Raw genomic sequence first — 17,823 nt, 5'->3', positions numbered from 1 at the left:
TCTACGCCGTTTATGACATAGTAAAAAGATACAAAAAGCGTGAAATGAGGTAGGACATGAAGCCGGGCTATCACGAGATTTATTCCCGCTATCGCGACAACATTACGCGCGGCGTGCTGAAGCCGGGCGACAGGGTGCCTGCCATCCGCGTGCTGGCGGAAGAGCTGAAGGTGGCGCGTAAAACCGTCGAAACGGCATACGCCATTCTGACGGGTGAAGGGTATCTGGTGAGCCAGGGCGCGCGCGGCACGCGGGTCAACCCGGACTTACTGTTGCCCGATAAGAATGCCCCCGCGGAGCAGCCCACCGGCGCGCTTCCGGCATCTCTCATCAGCCAGCGCGAGCGGGCGGGGTTTCTGCGCCCCGGTATCCCCGCTCTCGATAGCTTCCCGTATAAAAAGTGGCTGCTGCTGGCGGGACAGGCGACGCGGGCCATGCGTCAGGAGGAGATGCTCAACCCGCCCGTTCTGGGCTGGTATCCGCTGCGCCAGGCCATCGCCAGCTACCTCAACATCTCGCGCGGGCTGTCCTGCAGCGCCGGGCAGGTGCTGATCACCAGCGGCTACAGCGGCAGCCTGCGGCTGATCCTCGACACCCTCGCCAGCCGCAGCGACAAGGTGGTGTTTGAAGATCCGGGCTATTTTATGGGCCAGCAGCTGCTCAAGCGGATCGTGCCGCGCCTGCACACGGTGCCGGTCGATCGCTGCGGCATCGATACGGACTACCTGCTTCGTTACCATCGCGACGCCCGTTTTGCCATCGTCACCCCATCGCACCAGAGCCCGCTGGCGGTCACCCTCTCCCTTCCGCGCAAGCAGCAGCTGCTCGACTGGGCCAGCCAGAACGAGGCGTGGATCATCGAAGACGATTACGACGGAGAGTTTCACTACACCCGCAAGGTGCTGCCGTCGCTGAAAAGCCTCGACCATCACGACCGGGTGATTTTTATGGGCACCTTCAGCAAAACCATCATGCCGTCGCTGCGCATGGGCTACGTGGTGATGCCCGCCAGCACCGTCGGAGCCTTTACCGACTGCGCGGACATTACCACCAGCGGCCAGCCGGTGCTGACGCAAAAGATCCTCACCGCGTTTCTCAACGAAGGGCATTTTTTCCGTCACCTGAAAAAGATGCGTGCGCTGTATCAGACCCGCCGCGACTGGATGATTGCCGCCCTGCGCGAAGTGTATGGCAATCTGTTTTTCACCGAGCAAAACGACGGTGGGATGCATATCGTGGCGTTCCTGACAAAAGGAAGCCGTGACCGGGAAGTGGCGCGCTGCTGGCAGGAACAGCAGCTGCAGGTCAATGCGCTCTCAGAGTGGTATCGCGGGTCGGGCAAACGCTACGGGCTGGTGATGGGCTATAACAACGTGCGGTCGTATGAAGAGGCGGTGGAGTTGCTGGAAAGGCCGAAGCGGCAGACGCTGGAGATATTACTCTGAATCCAGATATCTGCCCAATTAGCACCGATTTAAAATATCGATATAATCTGATGGGTTTTTACATTTCTAAGGAAAAGAAAATGAAATCAATTTTGGGATTTGATTATTTATTAACACCACGCGTGCTGGTCTTATTTTACTGGATCGCCATGCTGCTTATTTTTGCAGGCGGTGTGTATACCATGTTCAGCGACCATCTCATCACCGGCTTTATCGGTACGGTATGCAGCCTGGTCGGATGCCGCGTGATGTTCGAACTGATTATGGTTGCGTTCAAGAACAACGAATATTTGCGCCGTATCGCTGAAAACACGTCGGTAAAATCTGCCGAATAACCCGCTTGTTATATGCCGGGTGGCGGCTACGCCTTACCCGGCCCACGCTCTCCTTTAGGCCCGGTAAGCGTAGCGCCACCGGGCGATGATACGCCTCACACATCATAACGCGATAACCCAACGTCCTTGAGCTGCGCGTCGCTCATCTGGCTCAGGATGCGGCGTGTGCGGTTGATGCGATACCAGTTACGCAGCGTTTTCGCGATCCAGACAAACACAATAAACGGACGTTTTGAACGATTCTCGTAGAATTCCATGATGCTCTCCTCACTGTGTCAGTGGGGTTATCATCCCGGAAATCCACCCGTGCAATACAGATGCAAAAACAACTTTTGTTTAACATACAGATCCGCTAAAACAGTAACTGCATGGCAATTTTCGCAGCAATCTGTACTGGTTTTATAATCTGTATGGTGAAAACAAAGGATACAGCATGACACGCTACCAACATCTGGCCAATCTTCTGGCTGAACGCATTGAGCAAGGGCTGTATCGCAGCGGCGAACGTCTGCCGTCGGTGCGCACGCTGAGTCAGGAGCACGGCGTGAGCATCAGCACCATACAGCAGGCCTACCAGATCCTCGAAAACCTCCAGCTGATCACGCCTCAGCCGCGCTCCGGCTATTTTGTCTCACCGCGCAAAGCCCAGCCGCCCGTCCCGGCGATGACGCGCCCGGTGCAGCGCCCCGTGGACGTCACCCAGTGGGATGAGGTGATGATGCTGCTGGACGCCCGCGCCGACAAAGAGATGATCTCCTTTGGCGGCGGTTCGCCGGACATTAACCAGCCGAGCCTGAAGCCCCTGTGGCGCGAGATGAGCCGCATCGCGCAGCATAACCCCGGCGAGATGCTGAGCTATGACGTGCTTGACGGGCGCCTGGAGCTGCGCGAGCAGATCGCGCGCCTGATGCTCGACGGCGGCTCTACCGTCTCGGCAAGCGACATTGTGATCACCAACGGCTGCCACGGCGCGCTCTCTATCGCCCTGCTGTCGGTGTGTAAACCGGGGGATATCGTGGCGGTAGAGTCGCCGTCGTTTCACGGCACCATGCAGATGCTGCGCGGGTTTGACATCAAGGCGATTGAAATTCCCACCGACTCTGAAACCGGGATCAGCATCGAAGCGCTAGAGCTGGCAATGGAGCAGTGGCCAATCAAGGCGGTGATCCTGGTGCCCAACTGCAATAACCCGCTCGGGTTTATCATGCCGGAGGCGCGGAAAAAGCAGGTGCTGGCCCTCGCCCAGCGGCACGATATCGTGATTGTTGAGGATGATATTTACGGCGAGCTGGCGGCGGAGTACCCGCGCCCGCGCACCATTCATTCAATGGATATCGACGGCCGCGTGATCCTCTGCAGCTCGTTTACCAAAACCGTGGCGCCGGGCCTGCGCGTCGGCTGGATTGTGCCGGGACGCTACTACGACCGGGTGATGCACATGAAATACGCCGCGGGCGGGTTTAACGTGCCGGGCACGCAGATGGCGGTGGCGGCGTTTATTCGCGACGGCCATTACCATCGCCACGTGCGCCGTATGCGCCAGATTTATCAGCAAAATATGGAAACCTACACCTGCTGGGTGCGGCAGTATTTTCCGGCAGAGATTTGCGTCACGCGCCCGCAGGGCAGCTTCCTGCTATGGATTGAGCTGCCGGAGAAGGTGGACATGGTGTGCGTCAGCAAGCAGCTGTGCCGGCTGAAGATCCAGGCCGCGGCCGGGTCGCTGTTTTCCGCATCAGGGAAGTACCGTAACTGCCTGCGGATCAACGTGGCGCTGCCGCCGACGGAGAAACATCGCGAGGCGTTGAAGAAGCTGGGTGAAGCGATTGTGATTGCGATGGAGGAGTAGTGTTTTGCCGGGTGGCGGCTTCGCCTTACCCGGCCTACGTTCTTGCCGTTGTAGGCCCGGTAAGCGCAGCGCCACCGGGCAACAGGCAGCACTACTCGTCGAAGTACCAGTATCCCTGGTTAATCAGCCCGGTGAGCTCTTCAACAAACGCCGGGTTTTTCAGCGCATCGCCCAGCTCGGCCTGACCGAGTTCGGTGTAGCGGCACAGCGCATCCGCCGCCTTCGCGTCTACCGTCTCCAGCTGTTCGCTGTTGATGAAGAAGCTGCCGTTAACGTTCAGCACGCGCAGGCCGCTCAGGCGAGACAGCGTTTCGCCGCCCTGCAGCGCGTCCAGCACCTCTTCCGGCGCGTACGGCGGCTCGGCGGCGGCGATATCCAGCTCGTGGCGCGGCGTGGAGACAAAGCTGCCGAACCATTTTGTGAAATCATCAGGTTTGCCGATCATGTCGATCATCATCTGACGAATGCGATCGAGCTCGTACTGCTCGACGCGGCCCGGGTGTTCGCGGCATGTCAGATCCGGATCGCTGTAGTGCTCGCCGCCCAGATCGTTTTCCAGCGCATAATCGGCGAAGCTGCTGATCAGATCGCGACCGTTCGGCCCGCGGAAGCCGACGGAGTAGTTGAGCGCCGTTTCATGGGTAAAACCGTCGTGCGGGAATCCAGGCGGAATGTAGAGAATATCGCCCGGAGCCAGATCTTCGTCGATGATCGGTTCGAACGGATCCACATGCAGCAGCGCCGGATGCGGGCAGAACTGACGCATCGGCAGCTTGTCACCCACGCGCCAGCGGCGGCTGCCCATCCCCTGAATGATAAACACGTCGTACTGATCGATATGCGGGCCCACGCCGCCGCCCGGCACGGAGAAGGAGATCATCAGATCGTCCAGACGCCAGTCCGGCAGAACGCGGAACGGACGCACCAGCTCCGCCGCGGGCATATGCCAGTGGTTCACCGCCTGCGCCAGCAGCGACCAGCCGGTTTCGCCCAGATCGTCAAAGTGCTCGAACGGACCATTGCTGGCCTGCCATTTGCCGTTGAAATGGCTTACCAGGCGGCTATCGACTTCCGGCTCCATCGCCAGCCCCGCCAGCTCGTCCGGGGTGATCGGGTCGACAAAATTCGGGAAGGCATTTTTCAGCACAACGGGTTGCTTTTGCCAGTATTTCTCAAGAAATTCCGGCCAGTTCAGGTTCAGTTGATACGCCATGGGTAGCACCAGTGAGAAGGGAAACAGGCGCGATTATAGGCAAGAAGGCAGAGGGGGAACTTGTCATGGGTCAAACGAGGGCGCGTAGGTCGGGTAAGGCGAAGCCGCCACCCGACACAAACACGCCGCGAAAACTTAATCCAGCTTCAGCTCGTCATAGTGGGTAATCAGTTTACCCACGATACCGTAGTCCAGCGCTTCCGCCGGTGACATCCAGAAGTTGCGGTCGGTGTCTTTTTTCACTTTCTCCAGCGGCTGACCGGTGGCGTCGGCGATCAGCTTGTTCACGCGATCCAGCATGCGGATGATCTCGCGCGCTTCGATCTCAATATCCGTCGCCTGACCGCGCACACCGCCCAGCGGCTGGTGGATCATAAAGCGGGTGTTTGGCAGCGAGTAGCGGTGCTCTTTTTTCGCGGCCAGGAAGATGGTGATCCCGGCGCTCGCCACCCAGCCGGTGCCGATCACGTGCACTTCAGGGCGAATGAATTTGATGAAGTCGTGGATGGTGTCGCCCGCTTCCACGTGGCCGCCCTGGCTGTTGATGTACAGCTTGATCGGATCGTTGCTGACGCTTTGCAGCAGGATCATCTGGGTGATCACTTTCTGCGCCAGCTCCTGGTTGATCTCACCGGAGATCACAATCGAACGAGACTCCAGCAGTTTTTGCTGCAGAGCGCCCGCGCCGTTTGACCCTTCCGCCTTTTCCTTGTCGCTTTCTTTCAGTGTGTAGTGCATTGTTATTTCCTCAGCTTGTCGCGCTCAAAACCAGAGTGTAGCCTGTTTTACCGATCAAAGTCCTCACCGGCAAATCACGAGGGAGCTCATGCACATTGCCCATGTTGCACGAGTTTCGTTCTTTCACCGCCCCCGCCCGGATCGCTATACTTCATATGATTATCATATTGTTAAATGATAATTATAATTAATGTGTTAAGATGAAAGTCAGCATAAACAGTCCCTTACGTCACTCCTGGGGCTGTTTGCATCCTCGACATGTCAATCAGCACCGGGGCGGTGAATGGAACACATTGTGTATGTGGTAGATGACGATGACGCAGTCAGACAGTCCGTGATCGGGCTGCTGGAATCGGCAGACTTAAACGCCATCGGCTTTTCATCGGCAGAAGCGTTTCTTCAGCACCGCTTTGAAGAGCTCCCCTCGTGCGTCGTCCTCGATATGCAGATGCCCACCATCTCGGGTTTTGAGGTGGCAGATGCCCTCAAGGACTGCGGGCGCGAAATCCCGATTATCTTTCTCACCGGCCACGGCACCATCCCGATGTCGGTGCGCGCCATAAAAGGCGGCGCTTACGAATTTCTCACCAAGCCTGTCGAATCCACCGCGCTTATCGACGCCATTGAGTCCGCGCTGCAGCTGGCGGAAAACAACGCCGAGCGTAATAAAGAGCACTACGCCCTGAAGCAGCGTCATCTCTCCCTTACCCCGCGCGAACACGAGGTGCTCACGCTGGCGATAAGCGGCATGCTGAACAAGCAAATTGCCGCCGAGCTGGGCGTCAGCGAGATCACGGTGAAAGTACATCGCCGCCGCGTAATGGAGAAAATGCAGGTGCGCTCCGTGGCAGAGCTGGTCAGGGCCGTTGAACGCCTGACCAAAAGCCAGCCTGCGGAGTAACGTTTACCCTTCCTGCGCCGCCAGCGGCAGCGCAAAGGCAAACACCGTGCCGTAAGGCTCCCGGCGGCGCGCGCTCAGCTTTCCGCAGTGGCGCTCAATGATGCTGGCGCTGATGGTCAGTCCCATCCCCATCCCCTGTGGCTTGGTGGAGTAGAACGAGTCAAAAATCTGCTCCAGCCGCTCGGGCTCAATGCCGCTTCCGGTATCGGCGATCTCAACGATCGCTTTCCCGTCCGCGTTGCTGGTGCTCAGGGTGATGGTGCAGGCGCGATCCTTCACCTCGGCCATTGCCTCGACGGCGTTCATTACCAGGTTAAGCAGCACCTGCTGGATCTGCACGCTATCGCCGGTGATAAAGCTGTCCTGCGCCTTCAACAGGTAATCAACGCTAATGTGTCGCTGCTCCAGCTCGCTGCGGGAAAGCGCGATGATATGGTGGATCAGATAGTGCAGATCAATGCGCGAGAAGGTGGGATCCTGCTTGCGCGTCAGGGACTGGATGCTGCGAATGATCTCCCCCGCCCGCGCGCCTTCCGCAGCGATCTCTTCCAACCCTTCCCGCACTTTATCCAGCCGCGCCGGCTCCCGGCTGAGCCAGCGCAGGCTCGCTCCGGCGTTCGAGACGATAGACATCAGCGGCTGGTTGATCTCATGGGCGATGGAGGAGGTCAGCTGCCCGACGGTGGTGGCGCGGGACACCCTCGCCAGATCCGCCTGCGCGACCCGCGTGGCATCTTCCGCGGCGCGCTGGCTGGTGATGTCGGTAATGATGCCGTAATACTCGTTCACCTCGCTGCCCACGCCCACCGGATCGCCAATCCCGAGGATATAGCGCGTTGAACCGTCGGTACGCTTAACCCGAAACTCCGCGCGCATGGAGAGCCCTTCGCGCACGCTTTGCGTGACGATGGTGCTGATGCGGGCGTAGTCGTCTTCGTGAACGAAGGTTAAAAACTCCGCCATTGAGATCGTCTTTTGCTGTTCGGACAGGCCGAGGATGCGGGCGTACTCCTCCGAGACGAACATCAGATCCTGCTCCAGCTCCCAGCGCCAGCTGCCGGTGTGGCTGATCTGCTCGCCCAGCATCAGCGAGGTCTGGCTGGCGCGCAGCTCTTTTTCCACCCGACGGCGCTGGATGTTCTCCTCCAGCAGCTCGGCGTACAGTCGCGCCGTTTCCAGAGAGACCGCCGCCTGCGCACCCAGCAGGCTCACCACGCGAGAATGCTCGGCGGTGAAAACCTCCGGCATCAGGCGGTTTTCGAGGTAAAGCACGCCCACCAGCCGCGCCTGTTTGAACATCGGGACGCACATGACGGCCGCCCCCGAGGTCACCAGATAGGGATCCTGGCTGAAGGGGTGAAACTCCTCCGGCTTACCGGTGCGGATCTCCTGCCCGGTGCGGATCACCGCCGCCAGCACCGACAGGGGCATGTCGGTCGCCGTCGGCACGTCTTTCAGGATCCGCACCCGCACGCCTTCGGTACTGGTCCAGGCGCTGGCCTCGATCTCCGGGATCAGGTTATCGCTGACGCGAAGCAGCAGGCCGCGCTGCGCCCCGGCGCGTTCGAGGAGGATCGTCATCAGGTTTTCGATTAAGCGCTCGAGATTGATCTCTTCCGACAGCGCGCGGGAGGCTTTGATGACGCTCTGCAGATCGCGGATGGTCTCGTTCTGGGCGAAAGCCACCGTGTCATAGGCGCTGGCCTGCCCGGAGGCCAGCAGATGCGGGAAATCCTGCTCCAGCTGGCACACCTTGGCCTGCGCACCCGCCCGGCCCCAGGCGGCAATTGCGCCGCGGAAGTGTGCGTCCGAGGCGGTTGGATAGCCGCAGGCCAGCGCAAAGCGGCCCGCCAGCTCGTGGGCCAGGGCGTTAATCGGATTAAACCCGCCCTCGCGGGAGAGCCGGACCGCCTTCTCATACTGCTCAAGCGCGATGCTGTTCATCCCGTCCAGACGCACGATTTCGGCGTAGATCAGCGCCTCTTTATCCGCGAACGTGCCGGGATTAATGCGCGCCCAGAGGGCGATTTTGTCGTAGTGGGCGTGAATGCTGCGGCGGTGGTTCGCCGAGAAGGTCTCCGGGGTCAGCTGCCGCGAAAGCGCCAGCGCGCTGTAAAGATGGTAATCCAGCAGATGGATGTGCCCCGGCGCAGACCACGCGTACCACCCCGCCATCTCCAGATCCGCCTGCGCGTCGGCATACTCGCCGCAGGTAAAGTGGGCCATGCCGCGGTAGAGCCAGTACCAGAACAGCATGGTGGAGGTCTGCTCCGGTGCCTGCTCCGGTGACGCGGGCAGTAGCGCCTCCGGCAGCACCTGCGACGCGGTCCAGGTACCGATCGTCGGCGTGCGCAGGAACTCAATGTAGCCGCGCTGGACCATCAAAATGGTCTCCACGTCCTGGAAGTGGGTTTTACGCACGAACGCCAGGCCGCGATCGATGCTGGTCAGCACCCCGTCCAGGTGATCGCCCCGGGAGAGAAAATTAATGACCTGGTGGCAGGCCGCAAAGCAGGCCATCGTCATATCGCCGTGGGTCACCGCCGAGGTAAAGCAGGCCTTTGCGCACTCGATGGTAAACGATAAAGGCTGGGTCCAGACGCTGAGCTGGTCGAGCGGCAGCAGGGTTTTGGCTTCGAACGCGTCGTAGCCGTGGCGATTGACCAGCTCGCGGGCCAGGGTGCCGTACCGGAACCCGAGGCGATACTCGGCGTAGCGGTGGCCCATCAGCACGCCAAACCAGGCCATCGCCGTAGTGGAGGCGCCGGTAATGCCGTGGTCGAGGGTCAGGTGCATCATGCGGCAAAGCAGCAAAAAGTGCAGGCGCGGACAGATGAAGCTGGCGCAAATACTGGCGCTGTAAAGCAGGTTCATCACCGCTTCGGTTTCCGGGTTATCCATCCGCGAGAGCGGGGCAAACAGGGTTTGCGGCGCGTCGCCCGCGCGGTTACAGAAGTGTTCCCAGGCCTCGTCACAGTCGGCATCTTCCGGATAGCGGCCGATCTGAATACCAAATACCCCCAGCCAGCAGAGCGCCGCCTCCAGCGCCAGACGGCTGTCCGACTGGCGAATGTACACCTCCACCAGCAGGTTGGCCGCCAGCGCCTTTTCGGTCAGCCCGCCGGGGCACCCGAGGATCGCGTCACACAGCTCGCGGGTGCGCTCCAGATGCCCCAGCGCAAACTCGCAGCCCGCCTCTTCGATATCGAGCATAAAGTCTGACACCGTCCCGGCGTTACCCAGCGCTCGGGCTGTCTGGATATAGCTCAGCGCCGAAATATAATCCCCCGAGCGTTTCGCGCGTCGCGCGGCCAGCAGGCTTAGCTCGCGGAACATCTGGCGCTGCGGGGCGGGCTGGATGCTGTCCAGCGCGGCAGTAACGTGATGTACGGCGCGGAACAGCAGCTCGTTCCCCGCCGCCTGGCGCGCGGCGTCGGCCAGCAGGCTGGCAGTGGTCAGGTGAAGATGGCTTTTCTCATGCTGATCCAGCAGCGCAAAGGCGGCCTCCTGCACCCTGTCGTGGGTGAAGGAGTACGCTTTTTCCGTCAGCACGATCAGCTGCGCCATGACCGCCGGATGCAGCGCGTAGCGCATTTCCGCCATCGATATACCAACCACGCGGCAGATCATCTCCATTTCGCCCGTGCCGCCGAGGCAGGCAAGGCTGCCCAGCAGGCGACGCGTCTCGTCGGGCAACTCTTCCAGCTTCTCCAGCACCAGGGTGACGACGTTTTCGGTGTAATGCCGGGCGCGGATCGCCTGCAGATCGTAGTGCCACTTGTCCTGATATTTGTTGTGCACCACCAGCCCGTCATCGACGATGCGGCGGAAAAACTCGTGTACAAAGAGCGGGTTTCCCCGGGTCTTTTCATGGATCAGCGTGGCGAGGTCGGTCGTCGCCGTGCTGCGGGTGCGAAATACCGTCCCCAGCCAGCGGGACACGGCTTTGACAGACAGCGCCTGCGGGACAATTTCGCTCGCGTGCTGCGCCGCCTCCGGCAGGCTCGCCAGCTGCTGTTGCAGTGTGGGTTCGGACAACGAACCGATGTCGCGGTGAGCGACCACCACCAGCAGCGGGATCGCGCCGCAGTTCACCAGCAGATAGTTGAGCGTATGCAGGCTGGCGGCGTCGCTCCACTGGAGATCGTCGAGCACCAGCACCAGCGGGCAGCCCTGCGAGGCAAAAGTTTTCACCAGCGCCAGCACCATATGGCTGAAGCGCGCCCGGGCATCAATGGAAAACGTATCTGCCGGGAAGCGCGGCTTGCGCTCAAGCAGCAGGCCCAGCTCGGGCACGAGGCTGACGGCCAGCGCCTCGTGTCCTTCCAGGGCGCGAGAAAGACGGATTTTCCATTTCGCCACCTCGTCTGCCGGCAGGCCCAGCAGGTGCAGCGTCAGGGGGCGGAATGCGGAGCTTAATACGCCGTAGGGCAATGACGGTGAAAACTGATCCACTTTGCCCACCGCCAGCAGCACCGTACGCTGCTGGAGCGTTTTTAACGCCGTCGCAATGATGGAGGATTTGCCGATCCCCGACGGCCCGCCGATGGTCACCAGCTCCGGCACGCGGTTCTGCCCCACCCGCTCAAACGCGGCAATGACGTCATTCGCCTGCGGATGCGTCGCGAACAGCGAGTCCGCCAGAAGAATCGCCGGTGTGCGGTCCTGCTGGCCGGGGGTAAAGGCGACGATCTCGCCCTCACCGGTCAACGTCGCCTGGCAGCGTCGGAGGTCGGCAATCAGCCCGTCAACCGTCTGGTAGCGATTATCGGGATGCTTTTCCAGCAGCTTCAGGATGATGGTCGACAGCATTCCCGGCACGTCCGGGCGTATCGCATCCGGGGCCAGCGGCGCCGAGGCAATATGGTAGTGCGCCCAGTTGGTCCGATCGTCCTCCCCCAGTTCAAACGGCAGGCGTCCGGTCAGCAGTTCATACAGCACCACGCCGAGGCTGTAGAGATCGCTGCGGCCATCGACGGGGCGCTGGGTGCGGGTGGTGTGCTCCGGAGACATATACGCTGGCGTGCCGCCTGAAACGGCAAGCCGGGTCTGCGCGAAGGCGCCGGAGAGGCTGCATGAAAGGCCAAAGCTGCCCAGACGGCAGGTGGCATCGTGATGAACAAAAATATTGCCGGGCTTGATATCGCCGTGGATCAGGTTTTGCAGATGCATCTGGCGCAGCGGAACGCAGATCTGGATCGCCAGCTCGATAAAGCGCGCGATCCCCGAGATCGCCCTGCCCGCGCGCCGCGCCAGCAGCTCAAACGAAAACGGGGCGTACACCAGCGCGAAGCGCCCCCGGTACTGGGTGGACGCGACGGCACGAATGGCCCAGCTGTCCTGCAGCGCGTCCCGCAGCGCAAACTCGTTTTTCAGCAGCCGGGTGGCCCGCTCTTCCTCTTCGTCGCTGACCGCGGTGGCGATAATGAACGAGCCGCCGGAATGAGGATGTCGCGCATGCATCCAGGCGATTCCGCCCTCCTGCGCCAGCACGGTAAAAATCACATCCTCTTTAAGGACAAAAACCCGCCCCTGGTGAAGATTCCCCTGGGCGGGCCAGAATGCAGGCTGCTCGTGTTCGTTCATCCGCGATCCTTATTGTCGGCGGGCCAGCTCCCGCTGAATATGATCCAGCAGAATATCGATGTTAATCGGCTTACGCAAAAAAGCAGCGGCGCCCAGACCGATAGCGTACCGCTGCATATTTTCATCAGCATGACCGGAGATAAAAAGCACAGGCGGAGGCGGTACGGCCAGCAGCCGCAGCTTGTCAAACAGTTCAAGGCCGCTCATGCCCCGCAGCTTGATATCGGTGATCACCAGCGCCGCGCCGGACAGGGCAAGCGGATGGCTCAGAAATACCTCTGCCGAATCAAACGTGTCGGTTGAATAGCCTTCCGACTCCAGGAGATTACTCAACCCGCTGCGGACGGAACGTTCGTCATCAATGATGGCAATGCGCCACGGCAGCGTCATGCTGTTATTCCTCTAACCAGTCATTTAACGTCGCGAGGGTCCTTCGCGGGCGCAGGGGGCGCCGTGCCGCTGATTTTCGGTACGCATTCGTGACGAAACCAGGCGAGGGTGAGCGGTTCGCGACTCAGTAAACGTCGTCCCACCGGGATAAGCTGTTCGCCAACCAGCATGCCGAACAGGCCAAGCAGGGCGACAACCGGCGGTGCCGGGGAATGGACGTCGAGCAGAGCGTAAATTACCCCAGCAACCACGCCGCACACCAGCGAAATTATCCATGCTTTCATGATGACGCTCCCGTCTGCGATGCGGCCTGCGGAACGGTCACCTGAGGAGGTGGGACGCCGTCGCGGGATAAGAGATGGCGCGTCGCCTGTTCACCCGCCAGCATCCCCAGCAGACCAATCAGCGCCAGCGCGGGCGGCGCGGGGGAGCGCACCTTCAGCACGGCATACATCAGGCCAATCAACACGCCTGCCGCAAGGGATATCAGCCCAGTACTCATCGTGAACTCCAGAGAAAGAGGCAGCGGCGAGCCGGATGAGGGACCAGCCCGCCGACGGGACTTAGCGAGCCGGGACCGGCGCTAAGGTGCGGTGCTCGCTCTTCTGGCGAGACGGTGCTTTGTGCACCATGGTGTAGGCGTAATCCACGCCCATGCCGTACGCGCCGGAGTGCTCGCGCACGATGTCCATCACCGCGGTATAGGTCTCTTTACGCGCCCAGTCGCGCTGCCACTCCAGCATCACCTGCTGCCAGGTCACCGGGATCACGCCCGCCTGGATCATGCGCTGCATCGCGTAGTCGTGGGCTTCTTTGGAGGTGCCGCCGGACGCGTCCGCCACCATATAAATTTCGTAGTCGCCTTCCAGCATGGCGCACAGGGCAAAGCTGTTGTTGCACACTTCGGTCCACAGACCGGCAACCACGACCTTCTTCTTGCCGTTGGCCTTCAGCGCGTCGCGCACCTTCTGGTCGTCCCAGGAGTTCATGGAGGTACGCTCCAGAATGTCCTGGCCCGGGAACACGTCCAGCAGCTCCGGATAGGTATTACCGGAGAAGCTTTCGGTCTCAACGGTGGTGATGATGGTCGGGATGTTGAACACCTTAGCCGCTTTCGCCAGCGCCACGGTGTTGTTTTTCAGCACCTGGCGGTCAATCGACTGCACGCCAAACGCCATCTGTGGCTGGTGATCGATAAAGATGATCTGACAGTTCGCAGGGGTTAACACTTCGAGCTTTGAAGAGGTCATAGCATTTTCCAGTGGTTAAGGGTAGAAATCACCGCGAGCGCCGCGGCGATAAAGTCACCCTCATCCTGCGGTTTTCCCTCTCCGCGCGTAATTATCTCTTCGTATAGTTAACCTTAGGTATAGTTATACTTTGGTATACCTATCCTATTGTATAACTGGATCTTTGCCGAAACCGGTTCCCATAATCCTGACCATTCCCCTCTCAGTCAGGAGCAGTTTATGGTTACCCCAGGTAAAGCCGATCTCATTCTGGTTAATGGCCAGTTTCACACCGTCGATCGCGAAAACCCCGTCGCGGAAGCCGTTGCCGTGCGCGACGGAAAATTTCTGGAAGTGGGTACCGTCGCCGAGGTGATGCAGCACCACGGCGACGCCACCAAAGTAGTGGATTTGAAAGGCCACACCGCCATCCCCGGCCTGAACGACTCGCACCTGCACCTGATTCGCGGCGGGCTGAACTACAACCTCGAGCTGCGCTGGGAAGGCGTACCTTCCCTGGCCGACGCCCTGCGGATGCTGAAAGAGCAGGCCCTGCGCACCCCGTCGCCCCAGTGGGTGCGCGTAGTCGGCGGCTGGACCGAGTTCCAGTTTGCCGAGCGCCGCATGCCGACCCTGGACGAAATTAACGACGCCGCGCCGGACACCCCGGTCTTCATCCTGCACCTGTACGACCGCGCCCTGCTCAACCGCGCCGCGCTAAAGGTGGTCGGCTACACCAAAGACACGCCAAACCCGCCGGGCGGGGAGATCCAGCGCGACGCCAACGGCAACCCGACAGGAATGCTGATTGCTCGTCCGAACGCCATGATTCTCTACGCCACGCTGGCCAAAGGGCCGAAGCTGCCGCTGGAGCAGCAGGTCAACTCCACCCGCCAGTTCATGCGCGAGCTCAACCGCCTGGGGCTGACCAGCGCCATCGACGCGGGCGGCGGCTTCCAGAACTACCCGGAAGATTACGAGGTGATTGCTGAGCTGCACGCGAAAAAGCAGATGACCATCCGCATCGCCTACAACCTCTTTACCCAGCGCCCGGGCCACGAGCTGGAAGACTTTGAAAAATGGACCGACATGCTCACGCCGGGCCAGGGCAGCGACTTCTTCCGCCACAACGGCGCGGGCGAAATGCTGGTCTTCTCCGCCGCCGATTTTGAAGACTTCCTCGAACCGCGCCCGGACCTCGCGCCGGGCATGGAGGACGAGCTGGAGCGCGTGGTGCGCCATCTGGTGGAGCACCGCTGGCCGTTCCGCCTGCACGCCACCTATAACGAATCCATCAGCCGCATGCTGGACGTGTTCGAGAAGGTGAACCGCGACATTCCGTTCAACGGTCTGCACTGGTTCTTCGATCACGCGGAAACCGTCACCCAGGCCAACATCGACCGCATCAAAGCGCTCGGCGGCGGCATTGCCGTCCAGCACCGCATGGCCTTCCAGGGGGAGTACTTTGCCGAGCGTTACGGCATCGAAGCCACCCGCCACACGCCGCCGGTGGCGAAAATGCTCGAGACCGGCGTGCCGGTGGGCTTAGGGACGGACGCCACCCGCGTGGCAAGCTACAACCCTTGGACCGCGCTCTACTGGCTGGTCTCCGGCCGCACCGTCGGCGGGATGCAGATGTACGATCACAGCGCCCGTCTGGATCGTGATACCGCCCTGATGCTCTGGACCCAGGGCAGCGCGTGGTTCTCCAGCGAGCAGAACCAAAAGGGGCAGATCAAGGTCGGCCAGCTCGCCGACCTGGCGGTGCTGAGCAAAGACTACTTCCGCGTGCCGGAAGAGGAGATCAAGGGCATCGAGTCCGTTCTCACGGTGGTCAACGGCGATATCGTCTACGCCGCGGGCAGCTTTGGCCCGCTCGCGCCGCCGGCCATCCCGGTTCTGCCCGAGTGGTCCCCGGTGGTGAAGGTGCCGGGCCACTACCGTAGCGCGCCGCCGCAGGCCACACGCGTGGGTATGAGTGTGGCTCACCACTGCAGCGGCCCGTGCGGGGTTCACAGCCACCAGCACGATTTCGCCCGCACGTCAGCGATGCCGGTGTCCGAGGATAACGCTTTCTGGGGGGCGCTGGGCTGCAGCTGCTTTGCATTCTGATGAAAAACACCACTATGCCGCCCCGGATCGACCTGGGGCTGTTCTTCCTGCGCCTGACCGGCAGCCTGCTGCTGCTGTACGTGCACGGCCTGCCGAAGGTGCTGCACTTCAGCGAAGAGCTGACGCGCATTGAAGATCCGTTCGGCTTCGGGCCTTACGCTAGCCTGATCCCGGCGATTGTCGCCGAGGTGATCTGCCCGCTGTTGATCATTGCGGGCGTTTACACCCGCCTGGCGTGCCTGCCGATTATCGCCGTGCTGCTGGTGGCGATGCTGGCGGTTCATCCGAACTGGTCGATTGCAGAAGGGCAGTTTGGCTGGCTGCTGCTGATTATCTTCACCACTCTCGCCCTCACCGGGCCGGGCCAGTGGCGGCTGCAGCGTAAGGCAACGGAGAGGTTCGCATGACCCAGGTTAACGACGTTCGCGACGCACACGTCGAGACGACGCCCGCACCGACGGTTTCACCCTGGCAGCCGCTGAGCCAGCCGGTGTTCCGCATGCTGTGGATCGCCACGGTGGTCTCTAACGTCGGCTCATGGATGAGCGACGTCGGCATCAACTGGAGCATGCTGACCCTGAGCGCCGACCCGCTGGATATCGCGCTGGTGCAGGCGGCCAGCAGTCTGCCGATGTTCCTCTTCGCCCTGCCGTCCGGGGTGATGGCGGACATCGTCGACCGACGTAAATACCTGCTCTTCTCCCAGCTGTGGGTGTTCATCGCCGCCGCCGGGCTGACGGTGCTCTCCTTCACCGGACACGTTACCCCCACCGTGCTGCTGGTGGCGACGTTTCTGCTGAGCGTGGGGGCGGCGATGAGCTCGCCGCCGTTCCAGGCCGTGGTGCCCGATCTGGTGAGCAAGCCGGAGCTTGGTGCCGCCGTGGCGCTGAACTCGCTCGGGGTGAACATCAGCCGGGCGATTGGCCCCGCGCTGGGCGGTTTCCTGCTGTCGCTCGCCGGGCCGTGGATGGTGTTTGCCCTGAACGCGCTGTCCGTGGTTGGCGTGGCGTGGGTGCTGTGGCGCTGGCGTCCGGCCCCGTCCATTCAGCGTCTGCCGCCGGAGCACTTCTTCTCTGCGGTGCGCACCGGCATCCGCTACGTCCACGCCGCCCCGGTGCTGCGCAACGTGCTGGTGCGTACCGTGGCGTTCTTTGTTTTCGGCAGCGCGGGCTGGGCGCTGCTGCCGCTGGTGGCGCGCCGCGAGCTGGGCTTAGGCCCGGCGGGCTACGGCGTGATGCTGGCGTGCATTGGCCTGGGGGCGATTGCCGGGGCCATTCTGCTGCCGCGCCTGCGCCAGCGGCTGAACGCCGACCGGCTGATGGTGGCCGCGAGCCTGGTTTTTGCCCTCACCATGCTGGCGCTGGCGTTTGTGCGCCACGTCTGGCTGCTCAACCTGTTTGAGTTCTTCACCGGCTTCGCGTGGATTGCGGTGCTCTCGACGCTGAACCTCGGCGCCCAGCGCAGCGCCGCCCGCTGGGTGAAGGCCCGGGCGCTGGCGGTCTACCTGACGGTATTCTTCGGCTCGATGACCACGGGCAGCGCCATCTGGGGGCAGATTGCCTCCCGGTTCGGCACCCCGACCGCGCTGGTTGTCGCCACGCTGGGGATGGTGCTGGCAAGCGCCACCGTGTTCCGCTGGAAGCTGGAGAAAGACCCGGAATTAAACCTCGACCTGAGCGGCCAGCCGCTGGACGGCGTGGAGATCGACCTGCCGAACGAGCGCGGCCCGGTGCTGGTCTCGCACGAGTACATCATCGACCCGCACAACGCAAAAGCCTTCCTGGAGGCGGTACACGAGCTGCGTCGGGTGCGACGCCGCGCCGGGGCGATGAGCTGGGCGGTGTACGAGGATATTGAGCGCCCCGGTCTGTTTATCGAGACCTTCCTGATGGGCTCGTGGATTGAGCATCTGCGCCAGCAGGAGCGCCACACTATGAATGACCTCCTGCTGCAGAGCCGCGTTCTGGCTTTTCATCAGGGCACAACATCACCGGCAATTCGTTATCTGGTCGCGCCGGTATAACC

15 protein-coding genes are annotated in these 17,823 nt (G+C 61.5%); 7 read left to right on the top strand and 8 right to left on the bottom strand.

The features are described from left to right. Nucleotides 1–56: 56 nt before the first annotated feature. Together V1587_RS05375 and V1587_RS05370 are read left to right on the top strand one after the other, a co-directional pair. Nucleotides 57–1,445 (top strand): PLP-dependent aminotransferase family protein, encoded by a 1,389-nt coding sequence (locus V1587_RS05375; protein ID WP_371899410.1) that lies wholly within the window; start codon nucleotides 57–59, stop codon nucleotides 1,443–1,445. An 80-nt stretch (nucleotides 1,446–1,525) separates the two neighbouring features. Beyond that, nucleotides 1,526–1,780 carry a DUF4282 domain-containing protein gene (locus V1587_RS05370; RefSeq protein ID WP_039265304.1) on the top strand — a complete coding sequence of 85 codons (255 nt, stop codon included), beginning with the start codon at nucleotides 1,526–1,528 and terminating at the stop codon, nucleotides 1,778–1,780. Nucleotides 1,781–1,875: 95 nt separating this feature from the next. Here V1587_RS05370 and V1587_RS05365 read toward each other — a convergent pair whose 3' ends face one another. Then, nucleotides 1,876–2,037, bottom strand: a complete 162-nt coding sequence (locus tag V1587_RS05365) for a DUF1127 domain-containing protein (RefSeq protein WP_371899411.1) — start codon at nucleotides 2,035–2,037, stop codon at nucleotides 1,876–1,878. Nucleotides 2,038–2,213: 176 nt separating this feature from the next. Here V1587_RS05365 and V1587_RS05360 point away from each other — a divergent pair, with 176 nt between their 5' ends. Continuing rightward, nucleotides 2,214–3,629: a PLP-dependent aminotransferase family protein gene (locus V1587_RS05360; protein ID WP_111967172.1), complete on the top strand. Its 1,416-nt coding sequence runs from the start codon at nucleotides 2,214–2,216 to the stop codon at nucleotides 3,627–3,629. Between the two features lie 91 nt (nucleotides 3,630–3,720). On the opposite strand, the gene V1587_RS05355 is transcribed toward V1587_RS05360, so the two are convergent. Then, nucleotides 3,721–4,842 carry a cupin domain-containing protein gene (locus V1587_RS05355; protein ID WP_008501341.1) on the bottom strand — a complete coding sequence of 374 codons (1,122 nt, stop codon included), beginning with the start codon at nucleotides 4,840–4,842 and terminating at the stop codon, nucleotides 3,721–3,723. 135 nt (nucleotides 4,843–4,977) lie between these two features. Further along, entirely contained in the window at nucleotides 4,978–5,580 is a 603-nt protein-coding gene (locus V1587_RS05350) for an ATP-dependent Clp protease proteolytic subunit (RefSeq protein WP_024909504.1), read from the bottom strand. Between the two features lie 283 nt (nucleotides 5,581–5,863). On the opposite strand from V1587_RS05350, the gene V1587_RS05345 reads away from it, so the two are divergent. Then, on the top strand, nucleotides 5,864–6,481 hold the full coding sequence (locus V1587_RS05345; RefSeq protein WP_371899412.1) for a response regulator transcription factor: 618 nt from the start codon (nucleotides 5,864–5,866) through the stop codon (nucleotides 6,479–6,481). Between the two features lie 3 nt (nucleotides 6,482–6,484). Here V1587_RS05345 and V1587_RS05340 read toward each other — a convergent pair whose 3' ends face one another. The 5 genes from V1587_RS05340 to V1587_RS05320 all read right to left on the bottom strand — a co-directional run bounded on the left by V1587_RS05340 (nucleotide 6,485) and on the right by V1587_RS05320 (nucleotide 13,707). Continuing rightward, complete coding sequence (locus V1587_RS05340; RefSeq protein ID WP_371899413.1) at nucleotides 6,485–12,067, bottom strand: ATP-binding protein; 5,583 nt, start codon at nucleotides 12,065–12,067, stop codon at nucleotides 6,485–6,487. Nucleotides 12,068–12,076: 9 nt separating this feature from the next. Beyond that, nucleotides 12,077–12,457, bottom strand: coding sequence for a response regulator transcription factor (locus V1587_RS05335; protein ID WP_371899414.1), 381 nt, complete (start codon nucleotides 12,455–12,457; stop codon nucleotides 12,077–12,079). 20 nt (nucleotides 12,458–12,477) lie between these two features. Beyond that, nucleotides 12,478–12,741 (bottom strand): XapX domain-containing protein, encoded by a 264-nt coding sequence (locus V1587_RS05330; protein WP_024909507.1) that lies wholly within the window; start codon nucleotides 12,739–12,741, stop codon nucleotides 12,478–12,480. Beyond that, entirely contained in the window at nucleotides 12,738–12,959 is a 222-nt protein-coding gene (locus V1587_RS05325) for a DUF1427 family protein (protein ID WP_063617489.1), read from the bottom strand. Before V1587_RS05325 ends, V1587_RS05330 begins: the two co-directional genes overlap by 4 nt. A 61-nt stretch (nucleotides 12,960–13,020) precedes the next feature. Beyond that, nucleotides 13,021–13,707, bottom strand: a complete 687-nt coding sequence (locus V1587_RS05320) for a hydrolase (RefSeq protein ID WP_008501349.1) — start codon at nucleotides 13,705–13,707, stop codon at nucleotides 13,021–13,023. A gap of 219 nt (nucleotides 13,708–13,926) precedes the next feature. Between V1587_RS05320 and V1587_RS05315 the strand changes: the two genes are divergently transcribed. The 3 genes from V1587_RS05315 to V1587_RS05305 are packed head-to-tail and all read left to right on the top strand — an operon-like array spanning nucleotide 13,927 to nucleotide 17,821. Further along, nucleotides 13,927–15,798, top strand: coding sequence for an amidohydrolase (locus V1587_RS05315; RefSeq protein WP_371899415.1), 1,872 nt, complete (start codon nucleotides 13,927–13,929; stop codon nucleotides 15,796–15,798). Next, the gene (locus tag V1587_RS05310; protein ID WP_032649971.1) at nucleotides 15,798–16,205 is read left to right on the top strand and encodes a DoxX family protein; all 408 of its coding nucleotides are present in this window, start codon (nucleotides 15,798–15,800) and stop codon (nucleotides 16,203–16,205) included. Before V1587_RS05315 ends, V1587_RS05310 begins: the two co-directional genes overlap by 1 nt. Next, nucleotides 16,202–17,821 (top strand): MFS transporter, encoded by a 1,620-nt coding sequence (locus tag V1587_RS05305; protein WP_061716031.1) that lies wholly within the window; start codon nucleotides 16,202–16,204, stop codon nucleotides 17,819–17,821. Before V1587_RS05310 ends, V1587_RS05305 begins: the two co-directional genes overlap by 4 nt. Nucleotides 17,822–17,823: the final 2 nt, after the last annotated feature.

It is taken from the genome of Enterobacter sp. ECC-249 (assembly GCF_043965265.1).
Classification (GTDB): Bacteria; Pseudomonadota; Gammaproteobacteria; order Enterobacterales; family Enterobacteriaceae; genus Enterobacter; species Enterobacter quasiroggenkampii.
This window is presented reverse-complemented; position numbering and strand designations above follow the sequence as displayed.

What these genes read in the sequence shown, in the direction of transcription:
- V1587_RS05375 (WP_371899410.1), top strand. Translation starts at nt 57, where the DNA reads ATGAAGCCGGGCTATCACGAGATTTATTCCCGCTATCGCGACAACATT.
- V1587_RS05325 (WP_063617489.1), bottom strand. Translation starts at nt 12,959, where the DNA reads ATGAGTACTGGGCTGATATCCCTTGCGGCAGGCGTGTTGATTGGCCTG.
- V1587_RS05360 (WP_111967172.1), top strand. Translation starts at nt 2,214, where the DNA reads ATGACACGCTACCAACATCTGGCCAATCTTCTGGCTGAACGCATTGAG.
- V1587_RS05355 (WP_008501341.1), bottom strand. Translation starts at nt 4,842, where the DNA reads ATGGCGTATCAACTGAACCTGAACTGGCCGGAATTTCTTGAGAAATAC.
- V1587_RS05320 (WP_008501349.1), bottom strand. Translation starts at nt 13,707, where the DNA reads ATGACCTCTTCAAAGCTCGAAGTGTTAACCCCTGCGAACTGTCAGATC.
- V1587_RS05305 (WP_061716031.1), top strand. Translation starts at nt 16,202, where the DNA reads ATGACCCAGGTTAACGACGTTCGCGACGCACACGTCGAGACGACGCCC.
- V1587_RS05370 (WP_039265304.1), top strand. Translation starts at nt 1,526, where the DNA reads ATGAAATCAATTTTGGGATTTGATTATTTATTAACACCACGCGTGCTG.
- V1587_RS05340 (WP_371899413.1), bottom strand. Translation starts at nt 12,067, where the DNA reads ATGAACGAACACGAGCAGCCTGCATTCTGGCCCGCCCAGGGGAATCTT.
- V1587_RS05310 (WP_032649971.1), top strand. Translation starts at nt 15,798, where the DNA reads ATGAAAAACACCACTATGCCGCCCCGGATCGACCTGGGGCTGTTCTTC.
- V1587_RS05365 (WP_371899411.1), bottom strand. Translation starts at nt 2,037, where the DNA reads ATGGAATTCTACGAGAATCGTTCAAAACGTCCGTTTATTGTGTTTGTC.
- V1587_RS05315 (WP_371899415.1), top strand. Translation starts at nt 13,927, where the DNA reads ATGGTTACCCCAGGTAAAGCCGATCTCATTCTGGTTAATGGCCAGTTT.
- V1587_RS05330 (WP_024909507.1), bottom strand. Translation starts at nt 12,741, where the DNA reads ATGAAAGCATGGATAATTTCGCTGGTGTGCGGCGTGGTTGCTGGGGTA.
- V1587_RS05350 (WP_024909504.1), bottom strand. Translation starts at nt 5,580, where the DNA reads ATGCACTACACACTGAAAGAAAGCGACAAGGAAAAGGCGGAAGGGTCA.
- V1587_RS05335 (WP_371899414.1), bottom strand. Translation starts at nt 12,457, where the DNA reads ATGACGCTGCCGTGGCGCATTGCCATCATTGATGACGAACGTTCCGTC.
- V1587_RS05345 (WP_371899412.1), top strand. Translation starts at nt 5,864, where the DNA reads ATGGAACACATTGTGTATGTGGTAGATGACGATGACGCAGTCAGACAG.